16 protein-coding genes are annotated in these 17526 nt (G+C 43.5%); 10 read left to right on the top strand and 6 right to left on the bottom strand.

The window, feature by feature from the left end; all coding sequences use genetic code 11:
• The first annotated feature begins 48 nt into the window (after window positions 1-48).
• The 4 genes from sps_RS11005 to rlmM all read left to right on the top strand — a co-directional run bounded on the left by sps_RS11005 (window position 49) and on the right by rlmM (window position 3324).
• Window positions 49-960: a transcriptional regulator GcvA gene (locus tag sps_RS11005; protein WP_077752568.1), complete on the top strand. Its 912-nt coding sequence runs from the start codon at window positions 49-51 to the stop codon at window positions 958-960.
• 4 nt (window positions 961-964) lie between these two features.
• Window positions 965-1678: an alpha/beta family hydrolase gene (locus sps_RS11000; protein ID WP_077752567.1), complete on the top strand. Its 714-nt coding sequence runs from the start codon at window positions 965-967 to the stop codon at window positions 1676-1678.
• Window positions 1671-2060, top strand: a complete 390-nt coding sequence (locus tag sps_RS10995) for a DUF423 domain-containing protein (protein WP_077752566.1) — start codon at window positions 1671-1673, stop codon at window positions 2058-2060. Before sps_RS11000 ends, sps_RS10995 begins: the two co-directional genes overlap by 8 nt.
• A gap of 181 nt (window positions 2061-2241) precedes the next feature.
• A complete protein-coding gene (gene rlmM / locus sps_RS10990; protein ID WP_077752565.1) occupies window positions 2242-3324 on the top strand; it encodes a 23S rRNA (cytidine(2498)-2'-O)-methyltransferase RlmM in 1083 nt (360 codons plus the stop codon).
• 61 nt (window positions 3325-3385) lie between these two features.
• Here rlmM and sps_RS10985 read toward each other — a convergent pair whose 3' ends face one another.
• Window positions 3386-4393 carry an isocitrate dehydrogenase gene (locus sps_RS10985; RefSeq protein WP_077752564.1) on the bottom strand — a complete coding sequence of 336 codons (1008 nt, stop codon included), beginning with the start codon at window positions 4391-4393 and terminating at the stop codon, window positions 3386-3388.
• A 568-nt stretch (window positions 4394-4961) separates the two neighbouring features.
• Here sps_RS10985 and sps_RS10980 point away from each other — a divergent pair.
• The 6 genes from sps_RS10980 to sps_RS10955 all read left to right on the top strand — a co-directional run bounded on the left by sps_RS10980 (window position 4962) and on the right by sps_RS10955 (window position 10676).
• Window positions 4962-7766: an alpha/beta hydrolase family protein gene (locus tag sps_RS10980; protein WP_077752563.1), complete on the top strand. Its 2805-nt coding sequence runs from the start codon at window positions 4962-4964 to the stop codon at window positions 7764-7766.
• Between the two features lie 178 nt (window positions 7767-7944).
• Window positions 7945-8607, top strand: coding sequence for a MarC family protein (locus sps_RS10975; protein WP_077752562.1), 663 nt, complete (start codon window positions 7945-7947; stop codon window positions 8605-8607).
• 102 nt (window positions 8608-8709) lie between these two features.
• A complete protein-coding gene (locus sps_RS10970; protein ID WP_077752561.1) occupies window positions 8710-9174 on the top strand; it encodes a methyltransferase family protein in 465 nt (154 codons plus the stop codon).
• A 119-nt stretch (window positions 9175-9293) separates the two neighbouring features.
• Window positions 9294-9584 carry an antibiotic biosynthesis monooxygenase family protein gene (locus tag sps_RS10965; RefSeq protein WP_077752560.1) on the top strand — a complete coding sequence of 97 codons (291 nt, stop codon included), beginning with the start codon at window positions 9294-9296 and terminating at the stop codon, window positions 9582-9584.
• Window positions 9585-9663: 79 nt separating this feature from the next.
• Window positions 9664-10410 carry an SDR family oxidoreductase gene (locus sps_RS10960; RefSeq protein WP_077752559.1) on the top strand — a complete coding sequence of 249 codons (747 nt, stop codon included), beginning with the start codon at window positions 9664-9666 and terminating at the stop codon, window positions 10408-10410.
• 32 nt (window positions 10411-10442) lie between these two features.
• On the top strand, window positions 10443-10676 hold the full coding sequence (locus sps_RS10955) for a hypothetical protein (protein ID WP_077752558.1): 234 nt from the start codon (window positions 10443-10445) through the stop codon (window positions 10674-10676).
• A 109-nt stretch (window positions 10677-10785) separates the two neighbouring features.
• Here sps_RS10955 and sps_RS10950 read toward each other — a convergent pair whose 3' ends face one another.
• From sps_RS10950 to sps_RS10930, 5 genes are all read right to left on the bottom strand, one after another.
• Window positions 10786-11172, bottom strand: coding sequence for a DUF3192 domain-containing protein (locus sps_RS10950; RefSeq protein WP_077752557.1), 387 nt, complete (start codon window positions 11170-11172; stop codon window positions 10786-10788).
• Between the two features lie 171 nt (window positions 11173-11343).
• On the bottom strand, window positions 11344-12102 hold the full coding sequence (gene xni, locus sps_RS10945; protein WP_077752556.1) for a flap endonuclease Xni: 759 nt from the start codon (window positions 12100-12102) through the stop codon (window positions 11344-11346).
• A gap of 108 nt (window positions 12103-12210) precedes the next feature.
• On the bottom strand, window positions 12211-13563 hold the full coding sequence (ppnN, locus tag sps_RS10940; protein WP_077752555.1) for a nucleotide 5'-monophosphate nucleosidase PpnN: 1353 nt from the start codon (window positions 13561-13563) through the stop codon (window positions 12211-12213).
• A gap of 102 nt (window positions 13564-13665) precedes the next feature.
• On the bottom strand, window positions 13666-15222 hold the full coding sequence (locus tag sps_RS10935; protein WP_077752554.1) for a GGDEF domain-containing protein: 1557 nt from the start codon (window positions 15220-15222) through the stop codon (window positions 13666-13668).
• Between the two features lie 137 nt (window positions 15223-15359).
• Window positions 15360-17522, bottom strand: coding sequence for a tetratricopeptide repeat protein (locus tag sps_RS10930; protein ID WP_077752553.1), 2163 nt, complete (start codon window positions 17520-17522; stop codon window positions 15360-15362).
• Between the last annotated feature and the right edge of the window lie 4 nt (window positions 17523-17526).

Raw genomic sequence — 17526 nt, 5'->3', positions numbered from 1 at the left:
AACAATGCGGATTAGAAAAACTAATTAAAAAATGAGATCCTGATCACTATGTCAAGACGCTTACCTCCATTGAACGCGGTAAAAGCATTTGAGGCCGCAGCTAGGCATCTCAGCTTTACTCGCGCCGCCGAAGAATTGTTTGTGACCCAGGCTGCTGTGAGTCATCAAATTAAGGCTTTAGAAGAGTTTCTAAGCTTAAAATTGTTTCGCCGAAAGAACCGTTCTTTACTGTTAACTGAAGAAGGTCAGGGCTATTTTCTCGATATTAAAGATATCTTCGTCCAACTTGCAGACGCGACCGATAGATTATTGGCAAGAAGTGCCATAGGCTCACTCACAGTGAGTATGTCACCGAGTTTTGCCATTCAATGGTTAGTGCCAAGATTGGCCAAGTTTAGTGAGAATAATCCCGATATTGATGTCAGGATAAAGGCCGTCGATGATGACAATGATGCGCTTTCTGATGATGTCGATGTTGCTATCTTTTATGGCCAGGGGAACTGGGCTGGATTACGCGCCGATAAGCTTAAAAATGAAGTCTTAATTCCTGTTTGCTCACCTCTTTTATTAAATGGACCTAAGCCACTAGATAAGCCTAGTGATCTTAAAAATCATACCTTACTACATGATACGAACCGCCATGATTGGCAAGCTTGGTTTAGACAATGTGGGATTAATGATATTAATGTGAACCAAGGGCCGATATTTAGTCATTCTTCCTTGGTCTTGCAAGCTGCAGCTCATGGACAAGGAGTGGCCTTAGGGTACAGCGTACTGGCTCGTCCCGATATTAAGGCGGGCAGGTTAGTGTGTCCTTTCCCTGAAGTTTTAGTCAGTAAAAACGCATATTATTTAGTTTGCCAGCAAAACCATGCAGAGATTGGCAAGATAGCGGCATTTCGTGAGTGGATGTTAGATATGTTTGAAGAGGAGTCCCGCAGTGAATTGCTCCCAGGTTAATAAGATGCTCGAAGATAAAGAGTCCGTAGAGAGTAAATGCTTCCTGGTTAAAGAGCCCTTAGAAACTGAAGATCTGCTAGAAAGTGATTGTGTGCTCGATGGAGACCCTAATGAGACCTTGATCATTTTTACTCATGGTGCAGGCGCTAATATGCGTAGTGACTTTATGAATGATATGGCCAGAGGATTGGTTAATGAAGGTGCACAGCATGGCATAGGGGTGTTGAGATTTAATTTCCCTTATATGCGAGCCAATGTTTTAGATGGCAAGCGTCGTCCACCGGATCGCGCGCCCAAGATTCTCAAAGACTTTAATATTCACATTGCAGCCATCAAACAAGCGTACTCGCCTAAGCGAATCATCTTGATGGGCAAATCTATGGGGGGACGCATGTCGGCTATCCTTGCGGCCGATACCCAAGTTGATGGTGTTATCTGTCTGGGCTACCCCTTTATCGCACTCAAAGGTGGCGAACCAAGGCTAGCGCCCATTGAGGAGTGTCTGGCGCCTGTGTGTGTGATCCAGGGAGAGAGAGATAAGTTTGGTGCAAAAGGACAAGTTGAGCTCTGGCCTGTGATGGAGAAAACTAAATTACATTGGTTAACCGACGGCGATCATAGTTTTAAACCAAGAAAGTCGTCAGGCACCACTCAAGAGGCTAACCTTGACGCTGCAATTTCTCATAGTATCGATTTTATAAGGGGGCTAGATGCGTAAAGGTTTTTTATTGTTGGCGGCGTTGAGCGGCTTCATGTCGGTGGCTTTCGGTGCCTTTGGCGCTCACGGCTTAAAACAGATTGCCACACCAGAGATGATTGCTATCTTCAACTTAGGGGTGGAATACCAGTTTTACCATACCTTTGCTTTGATCGCCGTGGCCTTTGCGGGACATTGGCTACCCTCTAGGTTGATCGATTGGGCGGGTTATCTGTTTATGGGCGGCATAGTGCTGTTCTCCGGCTCTCTCTATGCCTATGCAATACTGGGTGCTAAATGGACTGGACCTATCACGCCTATTGGAGGCTTCTGTCTACTCTTGGGCTGGTTATTTATTGCCTTGGCTGTGTGGCGCAACCGGGTGGTTGAACTCAACGACTAGTTTTTATAGAGACGGTCAGTGCTGGCGGTGTTGGCCGAATAACTTAGACAGTGTAGAATAGCGCCCATTATGAATATGGTCGCTATTTTTGTTTAAACATGCCGATTTAATATTCGTGTCAACTTAGTATTCGCAAAAATCAATATTGCAAAGTCAGTATTGGCTAGCTTCAGGAATGTAGATGATTAACCTATTTTTGTTTTGTCGTGCAGGCTATGAAAAAGATTGTGCTGCAGAGATACAACACCGCGCCGCAGAACTCGACATTGGTGGTTTCGTAAAAACCAATAAGAATGATGCCTATGTGATTTTTCAGTGCTTCCAGGCTGGAGACGCTGATATCCTGGTGCAGAAAATCAAATTAGACTCTTTGATCTTTGCTAGGCAGATGTTTGCGGCTGCTGAGTTGCTAAAGAAATTACCGGAAGACGACAGGATCTCACCCATCCTCGCAGCCTTATCAAAAATCAATTATGCGGGAGAGTTAAGGGTTGAGACGCCAGATACCAACGAAGCGAAAGAGCTGTCTAATTTCTGTCGTAAGTTTACCGTGCCCCTAAGACAAAAATTGAAAAAAGCGGGTACCTTACTCGAAAAAGAAAACCCTAAACGTCCTATTATCCACGTCTGTTTCGTGGCTCCTGGAACGGCCTATGTTGGTTTTTCTTTGAGTAATAATAGCTCACCCTATTCTTGCGGCATCCCCAGATTGAAAATGTCAGCGGACGCGCCTAGTCGTTCAACCCTAAAGCTGGACGAAGCCTTTATTCACTTCATCCCTAAAGATGAGCATGAGACACGCTTGACCAGTGGCATGAATTCGGTTGACTTGGGGGCTTGCCCTGGTGGTTGGACCTATCAATTGGTGCGCCGTGGCATGTTTGTGGCAGCGGTTGATAACGGGGCAATGGATCAATGGTTAATGGATACCGGTCAAGTTAAACATTACCAAGCCGATGGTTTTCGTTTCGAGCCACCGAGAAAGAACATTTATTGGCTGGTGTGTGACATGATTGAGAAGCCGTCACGGGTAGCCGAGCTTATCGAAGCTTGGGCAATCAATGGTTGGTTTAAAGAAGCGATCTTCAACCTTAAACTGCCGATGAAGAGTAGATATAAAGATGTGTCGACTATTCTTGAGACCATGGCAGAGATCTTAAAGGAAAATGAGATCAAGGAGTTTGAGCTTTCATGTAAGCATCTCTATCACGATCGTGATGAGGTGACTGTGCATCTGAGGTTAAACCCTACTCAAGGTTGGTAGGAAATAGCAGCTATTAGGGAAATAAGTTCCTAGGTTCTAGAACCTAGGAACTCGAGTCTTCTTACAAACGGTCAATCACAGCTTGAGTGAAATCAGTCGTACCATGAGTACCACCTAAATCACGTGTGGTGCGGTCGCCTTCAGCTATTACTGCAGATACCGCTGAACGAATATTTTCAGCCTTATCTGCCATGCCCAAATATTCAAGCATCTGGATAGAAGCCAAGATAACCGACGTAGGGTTAGCTAAGTTCTTACCGGCAATATCTGGTGCGCTACCATGTACAGCCTCAAAAATAGCCGCATCTTTACCTATATTAGCACCAGGTGCCATGCCCAAACCGCCAACTAGACCGGCACAAAGATCTGACAGAATGTCACCGAATAAGTTGGTGGTAACGATCACGTCGAAGATCTCAGGGTTCATGACCAGCTTCATACACGTTGCATCGACGATCATCTCTTCTGTGGTGATGTCGGGGTAACGTAGGCTTACTTCACGAGCAACTTTCAGGAACAGGCCCGAAGTTGACTTCATTATGTTAGCTTTATGAACTATGGTCACTTTCTTGCGATTTTCTTTACGCGCTAGCTCGTAAGCAAATGTTGTGATTTGCTCCGCGCCTTGACGAGTGATGATACTGGTCGCTTCGGCTGTTGCACCATCTTCAGAGAGTGTTTGGCCTAGACCCGAATACATACCTTCGGTATTTTCACGTACTGTGATGATGTCTATGTTCTCATAACGTGCTTGTGTACCTTTAAAAGACACGACAGGACGTATGTTGGCATAAAGGCTAAACTTCTTGCGCAAGGTTACATTGATTGAGGTAAAACCTTCACCAACAGGTGTCGTTAACGGACCCTTGAGAGTGATCTTGTTTTTCTCGATCATATCGAGTGTGCGCTGAGGTAGTAGCTCCCCATGCTTTTCTAGTGCAGTTAAACCCGCATCGGTAAATTCGTACTCGAAGTCACAACCTGCTTTATCTAGGATCTTAATTGCTGCATCGATAATACTAGGTCCAATCCCATCACCTGGGATCACGGTTATCATTCTTTTTGACATGGAGAATCCTTCCACGGTTGGTCGTTACTGCTATTGTCTGACCCCTCTCTAAACAGTGGGGCTACGACTAGGAATTATTTCTTATTGTTCACATCTTATTTTAAACACTTTTATACATTTTTCACAGAAAATAGTGAGCAATCTCACGTTTTTTTATGTAGTGTAACTTGCATTAAATATAGCTTATGACGATGATTGATCGTTAAAGGTTAAAAAAGACGACTTTAGTCTAGGGCCTGTTTATCTTTCTAGCTTGAATTTTGCTCAATCTCAATGGGTTTAGTGCAAGGCATCGTGCGATGATGCCTAATGTGTTAAGCGAAAAGCACGTAACGCGGCAATAAAGTCATTGAGATGAGCCCGCAGGGCAGCGTTTGTTGACTATTTCTACTGCGTTATCGCTTGTTTATGTAGAGCAACTACACGACACAAGCTCCGCCTTGTATTAATAACCAACAACTCGCTGCAAAAACAACCATGAAAGGTCAACAGCCCCTAGTATCTTCAGTAAACAATATAATTAAAAACCTATAAAACAGCTAACACAATAAGAAAAATGAGGAAGACCTTGAAGTCACTACCAATTGCATCCTTGCTATTACTATCGACGAGCTTACTCACCGCCGGTGCTTATGCCGCGACGGCGACTCATCCGGCGATAACACCCAATGACATCATGCATTTTGAATCACTGAAAAAGCCTGTGGTATCCGATTCTGGCACCATGCTGGCTGTAGAAATCTCTCCAGATCGGGGAGACAGCCATGGTTTGGTGAGGAGTTTAACGTCGACAAAGACATTTAATGTCGATGGTGGCTCTAAGCCCAAAATTAGTGCCGATGGCCGCTTTGTTGCCTTTAGCATGAAGACGCCTTTGCTTGAACGTGAGAAAGCATCGAAGAAAGACAAGAAAAAGCTCAAGTCTGGCATGGTGTTGCTCGATACTCAATCGGGTAAAGAGACGCACTTCGAGCGGGTTAAGAAGTTTGAATTTAACGAGTCCAGTAGCCATTTAGCTATCTGGTTCGAAGCTGACGAAGATAAGCCTGATAAAAAAGACAAGTCAGCGACAGCGGATAAGAGTGAAGAGATCAAGGTTGAGGAGTTTGACAAGGGCTCGCCATTTGAGCTTGTGGTGTTAAAAAATGGTACCACTCAGAAAGTAGCTCATGTCACCGACTATTATTTCGATAAGAGTGGCAAGCATTTAGTTGTAGCCAGCAATAATACTAAGGCTAAGGTCCACCAATTAGTCTTGTTTAAATTAAGTAACAACACTAAAGAAATAGTGCGCCAATATAATAATCAGCAAATTGGCCCCGTATCTCTCAGTGACGATGGTAAATATATTGCATTTACTCATGGCGCCGCAGATGTGGCACCATACGGACGTCCATATAAACTGTCGCTGTTTAACATAGAAACATCTGATGTTAGCGCTACACCGACATCGAAACAGTGGAAACTTAATCGTTATACTAAGCTGAGTTTTTCCGAAGATAGCCAACGCCTTTTCTTTGGACGTGTTCCACATGTGAGCCAGCAGATAGAGCTGGTGAAAATTGACAAGCAAGAAGACCTGTTCGATGAGTCAATCATTACGGGTCAGCGAAAGCTACGAATATGGCATGGTGACGATGCGCGCATTAAGCCTAATGAAGTTAAACAATACGAGAAAGAACAGAAACGCACTTATCTTGCGGTATTGCACCTTGCTAGCAACAACTTGGTACAACTGGCCGATGAAACTGTGCCGGATGTGGAACTAGGTGAGCAGAGTCGTTTCGTGCTCGCAAGTTCTGATATCCCCTATCGTAAGATGATCACATGGGCCGGTTTCTATCGGGATTACTATCTGATCGATCTTAATACCGGACGTAAAAGTTTAGTATTAACTCAGCAGCCAAGCAGCGAGGAGCCAATTCTTTCGCCAAATGAGCGCTATGTGACTTACTATCAGCAAGGGAATGTTTATCTTTATCAAATCTCGGAAGAAAGACGCACTAATCTGACTAAAGATTTGAAGGTATCTTTTGCCGATGAAGATCATGACTACCCATCTAATGCGCCGGGTTATGGTTTTGGACCTTGGCTTGCCGATGATGCAGGCTTCCTTGTGTATGATAAATACGACATCTGGCAGGTGAATACTCAGTCCCACGAGGCGTTCAAACTGACAGCTGGTAAAGGACGTAAGCAAGGTATTCAATATCGTGTAACAGGCTTAGTTGATGATAAAAATCATCCCGATGTGTTAGCCATTGATCAACAAGTTTTGCTTCATGGCTATAGCGAGAGAACTAAAGGTGACGGATATTATCTTTCTACCATAGGGGTTGCAGGTGTTAACACCCTGATGGAGGGGGATTACAAACTAAAGACGCTTACACGCAGCAAAAATGCAGATGCCTTAGTCTTCTCTAAAGAACGCTACGATCTGTTTCCTGATCTTTATACTGCTGAGTATATCGCGCCACAAAAAGCCAAGAAGCAGACAGACTTAGACGCTCAAAAACGTCAGTTTAACTGGGGAAAGTCTGAGTTAGTCCACTGGACTAATGGCGATGGTCAGCCACTGGACGGTGTGTTGATTAAGCCAACTAACTATGTCGAAGGTCAACGTTACCCTGTGCTGGTGTATTTCTATCGCTTTATGAGTGATAGGTTACATGCTTTTCCGCAGATGAAGATCAATCATAGGCCTAATTTTGCCTGGTTTGCTGATAATGGCTATGCCATCTTTCTGCCTGATATCAGATTCGAAGTAGGTTACCCTGGAGCTACATCAGTTCAGGCGTTAACTTCGGGTGTGCAGAAGATCATCGAGATGGGCGTTGGTGATCCTGATGCCATAGGCATCCAAGGCCATTCCTGGGGCGGTTATCAAACGGCGTTTGCCGTGACTCAGACTCATATTTTCAAGGCTGCCGTCACTGGTGCTCCGGTTTCCAACATGACTAGTGCCTATAGCGGTATACGTCACGGTAGTGGTTTAGCGCGTCAGTTTCAGTATGAAACGGGCCAGAGCCGTATCGGTGAGAGTCTGTTCCGTGCGCCGCAGAAATACATAGAAAATTCGCCAGTTTTTTATGCCGAGCGCATAAAGACGCCTATGATGATTATGTTTGGCGATAAAGATGACGCTGTGCCTTGGGAGCAAGGTATCGAGCTTTATCTTGCAATGCGCCGTGCAGGTAAAGATGTGGTCTTCCTGCAATATCAGGACGAGCCCCATCATTTGAAGAAGTATCCTAACAAGCTGGATTACAGTATTCGCATGATGGAATACTTCGATCACTATCTTAAAGGCAAACCAGCTCCGAGCTGGTTGACTCAAGGCGAAGCTTATACCGAGTATAAGAAAGCTGATTAATCATAGTGTTATTTAGTTAAAAGCAAAGCCGAGTCTTGACTCGGCTTTTTGTTTTCTAAGGATGATCCTATTTTTAGAGTTTGTGATTATTTCCTGCTGATGTTATCAATATGGGCTGACGAAAAATAATCCACTCCAAGAATATACTCATTTATCTCTGTTTTAAGGAAAGAACAATATGGATGGACTTTGGTTGCACATGGGAACGGTATTTATGGGCTTTTTCGCCATCATGAATCCTATCGCGAATGTGCCAATATTTTTAGGCTTAACCTCGGAAGAAGATGAGCAAACCACAAAAGTCATCGCATTTAGAGCGCTGTTTCTAGCTTTTATCATCATCATGCTTTTCTCGCTTGCGGGGCAATATATTTTTACCTTGTTTGGAATCTCATTATCGGCATTTAGGATCACCGGTGGCTTACTGGTGTTCTTGATAGGTTTTCATATGCTGCAGGGAAATAATTCCAGCGTGCATCATCCTGATCATCAACAATTACTTGAGAGCAAGGAAAATGCTATTGATAAAGCCCGGACACGAGAAGCAGCTCTGAGTATCGCAGTATCGCCACTGGCTCTGCCGATCTTAGCAGGACCTGGAACGATAGCCACCGCCATGAGTTTTTCGGCGGCAGGAGGGATAGAAGAGATGCTGATCACCATAGGTGCCTTTGGCATCCTGTGCTTAGTCACCTATGGATTTTTTATCTCTGGTGGGAAACTGGTGAGTTATTTAGGTAGCGCAGCTCTTGGCGCTATTACCCGAATGATGGGTCTTATTCTTGCCGTCATAGGCACACAGATGGCGGTAGAAGGTATAAAAGGCGCTTTTGCAATCTAACTGCATTAGTTACATGAACTTAGCTTCAATACTCAACGAGAGTTAGGTTCAATTTTTGTAAATTGGTAAATCGATAAGTTGAGCCAAACAAGGATTTTAGTGATGGATGATACTAAAGGCGCGGGCGTACGCATACCGCCTCCCGTGGTGTTTATCTTCTTTATGTTTTGTGGGCTTGGGGTAGACTTGATCTATCCTCTTGATACCCATATTCCGGTGGTATTGGCATACTTAGGTATGGCAATAAGCATATTTGGTCTTGTGGTTTTATTGTATTTAGCGACGCTTTTTAAGCGGGTGAAAACCAATATCGAGCCCTGGAAGCCCACTTCCAGGATTATCTCCACTGGCATTTATGCCTACTCTCGAAATCCTATTTATCTGGCATTTTGTACTATCCCCTTGGGGGCCGGCTTATTTTTTAGTCATATCTGGCTGATACTGAGCGTGCTACCAGCCTGCATCTCTATCTATTACCTAGCTATTCGACCTGAGGAGGCTTATTTAACAGAGAAGTTTGGTGATGAATATCTCGAATATCGAAGACGTGTCAGGCGTTGGCTATAGATACTCTCGATATAAGCTTCTTGTCATTAGAGTGCCTTAATTTAAAGAAACCTGTTTATAAAAGGTCTATGAGTGAGTTTATAAAAGGTCTATGAGTGAGTTAGCAAAAGGAATTAAGCATGATACTGGAAGTAGCAATACTAGATGTAAAACCTCATTTAACCCAAGATTTTGAAGCCGCTTTTGAGCAGGCTCAAAAAATCATTTCGGGGATGAAAGGCTATACCTCTCATCAGTTGCAAAAATGTCTGGAGAAGGAGAGTCGTTATATTCTTCTGGTTAACTGGCAGACCCTCGAGGACCATACCTGTGGTTTTAGAGGCTCATCTGAGTACCAAGAGTGGCGCGCCTTGTTGCATCATTTTTATGATCCATTCCCAGAAGTCGAGCATTATCAAAGGCTCTATTAAGTATCAAGGTAATCATTAATTTAGGTTATTAGCATTAATTCAAATCATTTAACTTATGTAGGTTAACCGAGGGGCGATAATGAAAAAAGTAGCACTGATCACAGGTGGTGGACGCGGCATTGGCGCGGCGACAGCGAGATATCTGGCTAACCATGGATATGCAGTCGGGGTTAACTATAAGCAAAATAAACAGGCTGCCGAACTCTTGGTGTCTGAATTACAGGCTAAAGGCTGTGAGGCTATAGCAATACAGGCTGATGTTTCGATTGAGAGTGAGGTTGTTGAGCTGTTTAGTACGCTAGATAGAGAGCTGGGCAGGATCACGGCCTTGGTTAATAATGCCGGCATCTTGATGCCACAGATGAAAATAACAGATATGACGGCAGAGCGGATTAACAAGGTATTGACTAATAATGTCACTAGTTATTTCCTCTGTTGTAGGGAAGCGGTGAGACGTATGTCTATTTCTGCTGGAGGATACGGCGGTGCAATCGTTAATGTCTCCTCGGCGGCCTCTAGAATCGGTGCTCCCGGGGAATATGTTGACTATGCGGCTTCCAAAGGTGCCGTCGATACCTTGACGACAGGTCTGTCGGTAGAGGTGGCTAGTGATAGTATCCGGGTTAATTGCGTCAGGCCGGGTTTTATCTATACCGATATGCATGCTGATGGGGGAGAGCCGGATAGAGTGAAGCGTCTGGCTTCTAAAATCCCTATGGAACGAGGCGGGGAGCCTGAAGAAGTGGCGGCCGCCATCGCATGGTTGCTGTCAGATGAAGCTTCTTATGTGACGGGTACCTTTATGGATCTTGCCGGTGGCAGATGAGCCTTGTTTATCGTTCGAAAATGAGTGCTTAGATGAAAACAGTCCCTCAAATAAAAACAGCTAGATGCTTGCTGACCGCATTTTCGTCGGGTTTGTTTACAGTAGTACCTATAGAGGGAGAGATTGATTGGGAAAATGTTAATTTAGGAGAAGAAAGTCGGCAGCGGAGGTCAGACCTTGAGAAACAGCAAACGATCGAAGCCTTACGTCGTGGCGCTGAATTCAAAAGAGAAGTATTGCGTCAAGAGGTCTTATTGAAAGGTTAGGCTTGTTATACCCATTGGTATTCTAACTATAGGGTTTATTTTGGCAGGCTAGTCAATTATTTATACTAAGAGGTATTTAATTGCTAGCCTGGTTTTTCTCACTGAGAATTTAGCTGCCGATGGTCGCGGTAAGATATTGGTCGTAAGTATCTGACCCCCATGCGATCAGTTTCTGATCCTTAAATAACAGGGGAGTGCATTCATCTCTAGTGGTTTCCCCATCGGATTGAGCATGATGAGTTCGATAAAAAAGCACCTGTAAGGCAGTATTACCAGTCACCTTAGCTTCCGAAAAATCAGCCTTACCCATTAATAGTTTAATGTCTGATAAGCTTTGGCCAATGGTGATATCGGCTAATTTGGCATTGTTATAAGCTTGTCTGTCTTCCCAGTGCATCTCATCGGGTGTGGGCTCATAGACGAGTACCACAACAGCAACGAAGGCGGTGTAGGCAGCAAAAATAGAGCCGATAATGACAGGTACTTTAGATTTCATCTTCGAGCTGGGTCCTTGATACATATTAATCGGGTGACACAGTACATTATATCTGTGAAGCTTTATAAGATACTCACTTCACCCTAATAGGTAAACAACAAGAAAGTAACTTAATGTTTACAATTTTGGGTGGTTTTTCTATTTAACTGATTTGGGCTTAGTGACATATGCTTAGTGTGGCAACCTGAATTGGCTTAGATTGGCCTTCAACGGCATATCAATTTGCAGTTGAACCAGTTTGTAACTAAGTCTTGCCATCTGTTTACCCTCTTCGAGCTTTTTAGCTTGTTTAGCTCCAACTTCATCGATAGATGAATAGATATTGGCCAGAGAGCGAAATATTTTTAATAGCTCAACAGCTGATTTTGGGCCGATCCCTGGAACGCCAGGTATCTTATTGCCACTGTCTCCGGCTAAGGCTAGATAATCGATAAACTGGGAGTGTTGAACCCCTAATTTTTGCTCGCGATCTTCTACGGATAGATAAGACTGATTGAAGTGATCCCACCTTTTTATCTTAGGATGCTTGAGTTGAGTGAAGCCTTTATCCGTTGAGACTATGATGGCCTCACCACCACTGGCGGCGAGTTTACTTGCCAGGGTGGCAATTACATCATCGGCCTCAGAATCTGCATCCAGAGAATTTACATGTATTTTAGCAAGGTGGAGCTTTAACTCCGGTAAATACTCAGACAATGCCTTAGGCATGGGTTTTCGCCCTTTCTTATAATCCTCGAACAGATGTTTACGCCATGAGATTTCGTTGCCATCCCAGACCATTGCTACGTGGCTTGGTTGGTGATGTTTGAGTAATTTCTTGCAGGCCGAGGCGACCCGGATATCGAGTCCGTTTATATCGCTCTCATTAGGTTGTGCAGCGTGAATTCGACGGACCAAGTTTAAGCCGTCAATAATCAAAAAAGTGTTCATCTATTTTTTATCGTTTGGTTGTGAGGTAAGGCAGGCTAAGCAAGCCATTAGTCATATTACTAACTACTTGCCTAGCCATAGCTTAGATTTTTGCCTGCTAAGTGCTGTTTAATTATCTATCTTGTAGCAGGGAACATATTCGCTACCCGGTAATTTCATTCTCTGCTGTTTTACAAATGCGCTCAGGAGAGTATCCATCATGGCCATTAGCTTAGGATCGCCCTTTATTTCAAAGGGACCATGTTGCTTAACGTTCCTGATGGTTTCCATCTTCACATTGCCAGCAACTATGCCTGAAAACGCTCTGCGTAGATTCGCGGCAAGTTCAGCCTTGTTATCCTGAAAATACAGATTGAGATTGCTCATCATCTCATGAGTGGGATTGAAAGGCAGCTGAAATTCGGGTTCAATTTTCAATGACCAATTGTATTGATAGGAGTCACCCGTGATCTTTCTGTGATCTTTGATGATATCCATACCGTGGCTCATAATTCTGGCGACTTGAACCGGGTCATCGATGACTATTTCGTATTTACTCTGGGCTTCCTCACCTAAGGTTGCCCCGATAAACTCATCAATTTTGATAAAGTAATCGGCACTCTCCTTAGGGCCTGTTAGCACTAAGGGGAAGGGCATACCTTCGTTTTCTTTATTGAGCAAGATACCGAGCAGGTAGAGTAATTCTTCGGCGGTGCCAGCTCCACCAGGAAAAATAACGATGCCGTGGCCTAAACGGACGAAAGCTTCTAATCGCTTCTCTATATCGGGAAGGATCACTAGCTCACTGACTATCTGATTAGGAGGCTCTGCGGCTATGATGCTAGGTTCTGTGAGTCCCACATATCTTGCTTGGGGTGTACGCTGTTTCGCGTGGCCTATGGTGGCTCCTTTCATTGGACCTTCCATGGCACCGGGACCACAACCTGTACATATGTTCATCTCTCTCAAACCAAGCTCATAGCCCACTTCACGAGTGTACTGGTACTCGATAGCGTTGATGCTATGGCCACCCCAGCACACGACAACGTTGGGGTCTTCCAGTGGGATAACCTGACCATTACGTAAAATATCGAAGACGACATTGGTAATATGGCTAGAGTTGGTCAGGTTGATATGCTTGAGGTTGTCGTATTTGTTGCTGACGTAGACGATATCTCTGAGCACCGCAAATAGATGCTCCTGAAGGCCTCTGATTATCTTGCCATCGACAAAGGCGGCTTCGGGGGGGTTAGTCAATTCAATTTTAATTCCACGCTCTCGACGTAGGACATTAATGTTGAAATCATTGAATTGTTCGAAGAGATTTTCGGCGTTATCGCTCTGTAGGCCAGATGCGAGAACGGCCAATGAACAACTACGGTAAAGCTGATAGAGATCGCTTTTTGCGCTCTGTTTTAGACGATCGACTTCCAATTGTGAAAGCTGATCCATGCTTCCTTTAGGGCTGACCTTTACAATCATAGTAACTCCTTCGCTGTGACGGGAGTTCAATGATGTGCGTTTATGGCACCGCTAAATGTGGTGCCAGCCTATCAAGATATCTAAGAGTCTTACGGGTATAGGCTACACGTCAATGATTACTCTGTCTCTGCTTTCATGTTTTGCTCGATACAGTGCTGCGTCGGCCCTATCAAAGGTTTCATTGATAAGCTCATTATTGATAATCTGTGCAGCACCTATAGATACTGTAACTGTAATTCTCTGATTTTTAAACTTAAAAGGAATACTTTTTACTTTTTCCCTCACTCTATTTAAAAGTTGATCAATATCTGTGGCGTTTACATCAGGAATAATAAGCACAAATTCTTCACCACCATAGCGGGCAACAAACTCGGTATCACGGAGTGAATTTTTCAGTGCCATGGCGATAACTTGAAGGGTTTTATCACCGGTACTGTGGCCAAAACTGTCGTTAATGGTTTTAAAGTGATCGATATCGGCCACAGCGACCCAGAGTGGTTGCTTATGACGTTGAAAATTACGAAATTCCTGTTCCATTCTTTCTTCGAGGGCAGCCCTGTTAGGGAGCTGGGTTAAGGCATCGAGCAAGTTGAGTTTCTGCTGTTCAAAGAGTCTTTCTTTAAAAGTATCAGCTTCCTTACTTAGCTCGTTAAGCTCCTTACGCATGGCTTCCATAGATTTACGAAGTAATGCTTGTTCACGCTCTTCTAAGGCTTCTTTACGTCCTAGTGCCGCCCGAATCGAGGCCAATTGTTCTGTGACCTGAGACTTTAGGCTGTGAATGTCATCGATATCTATGATGGCTTCACCTACGTTATCGACGCGGGAATTAATTTCACGATTGAGCTGCTTTTTTAGTTGAGAGCTGCGTTGATTGTTGTTGTAAGAGTCACTCACCACTTCTCTGACTGCTGAGAGGGCGTCGTTTAAGGCGTAAAGAAACTCCTGAGAAGCAGATTTTTCTCTTGCGATATTATCCAGAAGCAGAGAAAGCACTGTCTGATAGGCATCGATAAGGCTGTCTATTTCAATATCGTTAGAAAGCACCTCTTTGAGTACGAGTATTCGATCTCGTTGATCTTTTCGAAATTCGATCTCGGAGATCATATGGGCGAGTTCATGAGCCAGTTGACGATGCTTGGGCAAGACAACGAGTTTATCACCCTGTGCCAACTGTTCTTCCAGTATGCTTTCATAAAAGCCAACCAGCTTTTCGACTTTAGGGATATAGTCCCAGAAAGTATGGAAAGGCTTGGAGAGATCTTTCTTGAAGTAATTGATCTCTTTCTTGACCTTCTCGGGTACAGATTGGACTCGCTGTATCTGTCTGATCACCCGAGATAAGCTGGCTCTACTGTCTTCGAGTTGAACCATGACATGGTTATACTGGTGCTTAAGAAGTTGTTCAACTTCAACTAATTCCGGGAGTGACTCTTCGACAGTCTCGAAATTAGTAAAATTATGTCTTAATTTAGCCAGTTTATTATCGAGCTCAATATTTTGCCCTTTACAGGCAAGGCTCAGATGACCGATAAACTGCAGTAGTGTCCTCAATTTATCATTTCTGTCTTCGTTCATGCTATCGAGTGCGACTCTAGCCGAATGAAGTTTTTGCTTTAATAAACTGAGCTGAGAGGTGTTTGCCATCGAATCCTTCATTAACCGTGTCCTACTTCTTCAAGGCAAAAAAATGAAAAAAATTATTTTAAATGTAAATTTGTACTTCTAATGTTATAGCAATCCCTTTGGAGTGCAAATTTCATTTTAATATAGCGCTATAAATTAATGATTTTGATTTAAGTTAATTCTGTTATATCCAGATGTTCATGGCTTTTCCATCTGGGCCATAGAATGTCTTTCTTATTACCATTGGTATCGACCTTTAACAAGCCTCGCATTATGCCTTTTTCCAAGTGCAAATATAGAGGTGTTGCAAAGATAGCCGATGGAGCAAAGTTCAATGCTTTTATGGATACATAGTAATCTGTCTCTTGCCCCAGACTCAGCGCGGCAGCCAGAGTCATCTGTGCTGCGCCAAAATGAACGTCGGCCGAAAGTTTAATTTCTGGATCCATCAGCAGAGGAAGAGGCAACATTCCTATGTGTATAGAGGTGTCGCCATAATCTTTATCTATGGCGTTACGGCATCTTTGCAATAATTCATTGGCAGTGACTGGCTCTCTCAGCGACAGAATAAATAATCCAGGCCGAATAAGGTACACATTGCCTGAAAAACTATGAGCCAGTGCTTCGAGCTGAATTTTATTCATGTTGTTATTACACTGAAAACCTTGATTTAGATCTGCGTTTAATTGATCTGTCAGTGAAATCAAAGCAATCGAATGTGGAGTGTCCTTGTATTGTGACTCAAGCTCTTCGATGAAGCCCTTATAGCCAGGTAAACCACTCACGGGCTCGACAATGCTTTTATCTTTCTCTTCAGAGAGATTAACCGCTAATGCGCTTTTTCTTCGCCATTGGTTTACGCCTATGAGCGATATTAGACACACAAAAATTACAGCCGTTATCAACAGGACTCTCGAACGATCCAGCTGGGTGCTGAGTGTGCTTTTTTCACCTTGAAGTTTATGCACTTCCAGTTTTAATTTTTGCTCGGCAAGTACCGATGAAGTGTAGTCGGTGGGAGTATTCTTTATTTTTGGCATGGATAAATTCAAGGCGATGAGCTTATCCAGTGTCCTAAAGGCGCTGTCATATTGTTTAAGGTTTCTATATGCCTGAGATTGGTACTGTAATGCCTCTATCTGTTCATCTTTGAGCTTAAGCTTCTCGGCATTTTTTAAGGCCAAGGCGCCATGCTTTTGAGCAAGGTGCCAGTCTTTATCGGCAACGGCAACTTGGGTAATTAAGAGATCATTAAAGACAAGATAATGGTTACTTTTTCTGGCGAGAAAAATGGCATTGGACTTAAACAGAAATTCAAAAGCAGTTTTGGTGTTGCCGTTTTTAAAATAGGCTTCACCTAAATTATGATAGTTTAATGCCTGAGCTATCACGTTTTGATCTTTGTAATCGAGCTGCTGGGCATTGAGATAGTAATCAATAGCCTGATTCCAGTTATTTTGACTGGCATGAACCATGGCCATCACTGTCATGCAATGAGAGCGTAGCCGATCCATATTGAGCGCCTTAAAACCCTCATCTGCATCATGTGCATATTGAATTGCTTCATCCCAAGACTCTAGATCCCGATACACTCTTGCCAGCTTTAGTTGCAAGTTGGCCTTGAGAAAAGGCTTTTGCTGGCGGTTCGAGAGTCTAAGTGCTTCGCTGTAATGTTGTAAGGCTAAAGATAACTGATCCCGTTGATTATAGAAGTTACCTAAAGCGGACTCCGCATGGGCAATCAAGTAATCATTCCTAAGCTGATAAGTCGTATCTCTATAGAGTTTTAGGTGCATCAGCGCTTGCTTATCCTGATGCAAGATTCGATGTAAGCTGCCGAGGTGAAAATGGCTGAGTTGTTTTAACAGTTGGGCCTGAGTATCTTGTTTATTCTCTAATAGACTCAGTGCCTGCTCAAAATAAGGCTGCGCTTGTTGGTAATCATGTTGCTTCCTGCCTATATATCTTCCCTTTAACACTTGTAGGTAGCTTTCATCGTAGGCTGTGGTACCTATGATCTCCAGAAGTGACAATAATGCCTCGGTTTTAAGGTATCTATCTTTCTCTTTTACATAAGTGCTGAGGTAGAGTCGTGTGAGTAGTTGCAATTTATGTTTTAGCTCATCGACTCGGTAACCTTGGTCTCTGGCTACTTGTTCAAATGCTGGCAGACTATTCACTATTATAGGTAAGGTGATTGAGGCTTGTAATTCATGTAACAGTTCGACTGGCGATTCATTTAACTTTATTTCAAGGGCGATATGATCTTGGGCATAACTTGAAGGGACGGCTAAAAGCAGAAAAAGAATAATAGATACAAAAAAAATACGCATAAGA

The sequence above is a fragment of the Shewanella psychrophila genome, from assembly GCF_002005305.1.
Taxonomy (GTDB): domain Bacteria; phylum Pseudomonadota; class Gammaproteobacteria; order Enterobacterales; family Shewanellaceae; genus Shewanella; species Shewanella psychrophila.
Note: the sequence above shows the minus strand (reverse complement) of the source record. Positions and strands in the feature narration are given on the sequence as shown.